The following is a 4001-nucleotide window of genomic DNA, read 5'->3' as shown; positions in this document are numbered from 1 at the left end:
CCCTATGAGATCCTGATAAACCGGGGTATTTACCCTCATTTTATGTCTCAGCTCCTTCAATATGGAGATCTACCAAAAGAGAGCTCTCAGGGAGAGAGTCTGTTTTTTGCTGCTCTTGACCATAGGTTTGATCTGCAAAGAAAAGTATATCTAGAGTCTCTTTATAGTGGCGGATCTTCATTGGATGCCCTGAACAGAATGGGTCGGAATCCCGAAGAAGAAGCTCTTTTCAGAGATGATTTTGAAATTGCCGCGTTTCTGGCTGACCTGCGGGTTCGCTTGAATGAGTCTTTTATAGAGACTTTGGATATAAAGGGTCAAAATATCAGTGAATCCGAAGTTCAGGATTTTCTGGAACGGGGTGCCAGTCCGGGCTACCGCAATGCTTCGGGGTATAACCCCTGTCATTATGCTGTTGCCGCAGGCCGTCCGGATCTACTGCAGTTGTTTTTAAGATGGGATAAAAGTCTTTCTCCTTTTGATGAAGATTCCAGGGAAATTCAGAATCTGATCCTCTTTTTTCCACTGGATTACAATACGAACACGGCTCTGTCTCTGATGACTCTCCTTCTGGATCAAGGGCTTCCCATGAATATCCGGGATGAAAATGGGCATACCCTCCTCTCCAGGAGCATCCTTCATTCAGCCGAAATCGCATCCCTTCTCATCAGTCGGGGAGCCGATCCTAATCAACTGGATCCCGCGGGTGTGAGTCCCATGATGACAGCTTTGACTGTAGATTTATCCGATGACAGTACAGTTCTGGAAGAGCTGGCCGCAGCGGGAGCCGATCTGAAGTACAAAGACAACCAGGGTTGGGATATTCTGACCTATGGTCTTCTGTATCAGCAGAATGCGGTTATTATTGAAAAACTGATTGCCCTGGGAGTGAATCCTGATGTCAGGGATGACTACGGCACCCCCGGGTTTTTCTGGGCTGCCGCCTATGCTGAAGATCCCCGGCTTGTCCGCCTGCTGCTGACCGGAAAGAGCCGCGTTCTCTGGCGGGACAAGGACGGATGGACTCCTTTGATGGGTGCTCTACATTTTGGTAATTCCCCGGAGATTGTTTCTTTCCTGGTTCAGAACAGCCCTGACGGGCGTATCAGAGATGGGGCAGGGCGGAATCTTGATGTTTTTAAATCAATCTATGAAGAGACCACTCCCTATAAAGCACCGGAGGCCCTGAATACTCTGATCCGGCAGAAGCGGGTCTATCCGGTCGATGGAATTCCCTATGATTCAGACTTGAACAAGGCCTTGAATGAAGTTGTCCGCTGGGGAATTGATGCCGGCATGGTTGAAACTTTGATCAAGGCGGGTGCCGATCCGGATTACATCGATGAAGAAGGCTTTACCGCCCTTATGGCTGCCGCCGCCTTCGGCTCCCATGCCATGGTTGACGCCCTGATCCGCAACGGAGTCTCTGTGTTTGATGTCACGAACTATGGCTGGACAGCTCTTCATCTGGCAGCCTGGTCCTCGGATTCCCAAAGCGCTGCACTCCTGATCAGGGAAGGCTGGGATGTGAATGTCCGGGATTTTGAGAACTGGACTCCCCTCATGTGGGCTCTCCGCAATCATGCCTCTCCCGATTATATCCGCATACTTCTGGATGCCGGTGCTGACCCCTCTGCTCAGACCTATAGAAAGGAATCTGGATTACATCTGGCCTGTTCGGGATGGGTTCCTCCCGAATTGGAATCACTTGAAATGCTGATAAATGCAGGAGTTGATGTAAACAGTGTGAATAATAAAGGGGAGACTCCTTTGCTTCATGCCGCAGCCATGGGTTATACAGAGGTCTGTCAATATTTGCTGGAGAAGGGGGGAGATCCGGGCTGGATCAACAATGACGGGGATAGTGCTGCCTCAAGGGCTTACAGAAACGGCCATTACGATCTGGCGGAACTTCTGGAACTGCACCTTTGATCCGTCATACTTGAGCAAGCCTGCTCATTCTCATATTATGAGAATATATGAAAATATACCGTTTCTTCCCACTTCTTTTTATAGGTCTTTTAACTCTTCTTTCATGCACACATAAGCTGACGGCTGAAGGGCAGAATGACATTCAAATAGAGTCCTCATTCACAATAGACCAAGTTCCCCTGGTGAAAGAACAGATGCTCCCTCTTGACGAACATCACCTCTCTTACAAGAAGGAGACTCTGGATTTTTTTCACCATTACGGGGCGGATCAGGTACCCGGCAGTCTGGAGTTTGCCTGGTTTCAGTCGGGAGAACAGAAAATGGCGTCCTACCTGTTCCGTCCTGCAGTCGAGAGTCCCAAAGGAACAGTATACCTGCTCCATGGCTATCTTGATCACACCCTGTCGAACAGCAAACTGATAAAATTTCTGGTGGAACAGGAGTATAATGTGGCTGCTTTTGATATGGCAGGTCATGGCTTCTCCGGGGGGGACTCCGTGGATATTGATGACTTCAGTGAGTATGCCTATTGCTTCAAAAGGTTTAAAAATCTTACAGAAGAGTCCCTGGACGGACCCTATTTTGCCCTGGGACACAGCACGGGTTCCTCGGTCATACTGGAATATCTGAACCTTTATCCCAATGATTTTACGGCCTTGATTCTGGCCTCTCCTCTTCTCAAAGCCGTTGGATGGAGGATTACCCCTCTCGTGCTGGCTCTTGCATCACCTTTTACAGATGAGGTGGGCCGACGTTTCGGTGGTTCCAGTTCCAACAAGGAGCATGAGGATTTCAAGGAGTACAATGATCCCCTGCAGAGCAGGACAATACCTTTTAACTGGGTCTATGCCTCTATGAATTGGAGCGACCGTATGGAATTAATCCCCCCCAGGGAAGACCTTTCTTTATATATTTTACAGGGGAAAAAAGACCGGACTGTGGATTACAGACAGAATATTTCCCTTCTTATGGAAAAATATACCCGGTCTGATGTAATCTATTATGAAGAGGGAAAACATAGTCTTTTCAATGAACTCCCGCCTATCCGGGACAAAGTCTTTCAGGATATTCTTCAGATTCTAGAAAAAGATTCATGAATGGACTGCCTGGTTAGATAGACACTAAAATCAATATTTTGGAGACATCGAATGAGTAAGGATATAAGAATTGAATCCGATTCCATGGGAGAGGTACAGCTTCCCGCAGAGGCCCTCTGGGGGGCCCAGACACAACGCGCAGTAGAAAACTTTGCCGTATCTCCCCTGCGGATTCATCCCATCATGCTGAAAGCCCTCTGTCTGATCAAAAAAAATGCCGCCAGGGCCAATGCATCCCTGGGATTGCTGGATGAGAAACTCTCTGAAGCCATAGCACTCAGCGCCGATGCCCTTATGGCAGAGAATAAGACCGATCAGTTTCCAGTGGATGTGTTTCAGACCGGTTCGGGAACCTCCTGGAATATGAATATCAATGAAGTCCTTTCCAATCGGGCGAACCTGAGTCTGGGAGGGGAGGTCGGAAGCCGTAAGCCTGTACACCCCAATGATCATGTGAATAAGGGGCAGTCCTCCAACGACGTGATTCCTACGGCAGTTTCCCTGTCAAACCGTCTGCTCCTGGAAGACACTATCGCAGGAATGAAACTTCTGGAAGAGTCTTTTGCCATGAAGGCGGAAGAATTTTCAAAGGTTCTCAAGCTGGGAAGAACCCATCTTCAGGATGCCGTTCCCATGACTCTGGGTCAGGAGTTCTCCGCCTTTGCCGCACAGACAGCTCAGGGTCGCAGAAATCTGGAAAATCAGAGGGCCCTTCTGTGTGAACTTCCTCTGGGTGGAACCGCCATCGGCACCGGCCTAAATGCCCATCCGGGGTTTGCTTCCGCCGCCATTGGGGGCATTGCCGGAGAAACAGGTATCCCCTTCAGACCCATGGATAATAAATTCCAGGGTATCTCCTTTAGAAGCAGTCAGGTGGATCTGATGGGGGTCATCAATTCCATCGCCTGTGATTTTATGAAGATTGCCAATGACCTCCGCCTTCTGACCAGCGGTCCCCGATCAGGCCTGGGT

General features: G+C 49.1%; 3 protein-coding genes. All 3 read left to right on the top strand.

What is annotated here, in order from left to right; all coding sequences use genetic code 11:
* On the top strand, positions 1-1932 hold a 1932-nt coding region (locus PF479_RS04725), incomplete at its 5' end, for an ankyrin repeat domain-containing protein (RefSeq protein WP_298002814.1).
* A gap of 47 nt (positions 1933-1979) precedes the next feature.
* Positions 1980-3029, top strand: coding sequence for an alpha/beta fold hydrolase (locus tag PF479_RS04720; protein ID WP_298002809.1), 1050 nt, complete (start codon positions 1980-1982; stop codon positions 3027-3029).
* Positions 3030-3080: 51 nt separating this feature from the next.
* The coding region (locus PF479_RS04715) for a lyase family protein (RefSeq protein WP_298002806.1) at positions 3081-4001 on the top strand (921 nt) is incomplete at its 3' end.

Origin of the sequence: Oceanispirochaeta sp. (assembly GCF_027859075.1) — a bacterium.
Taxonomy (GTDB): Bacteria; Spirochaetota; Spirochaetia; order DSM-2461; family DSM-2461; genus Oceanispirochaeta.
This window is presented reverse-complemented; position numbering and strand designations above follow the sequence as displayed.

Bases quoted from the DNA above. Each gene is read 5' to 3' on its own strand.
- PF479_RS04720 (WP_298002809.1), top strand. From the start codon at position 1,980: ATGAAAATATACCGTTTCTTCCCACTTCTTTTTATAGGTCTTTTAACT.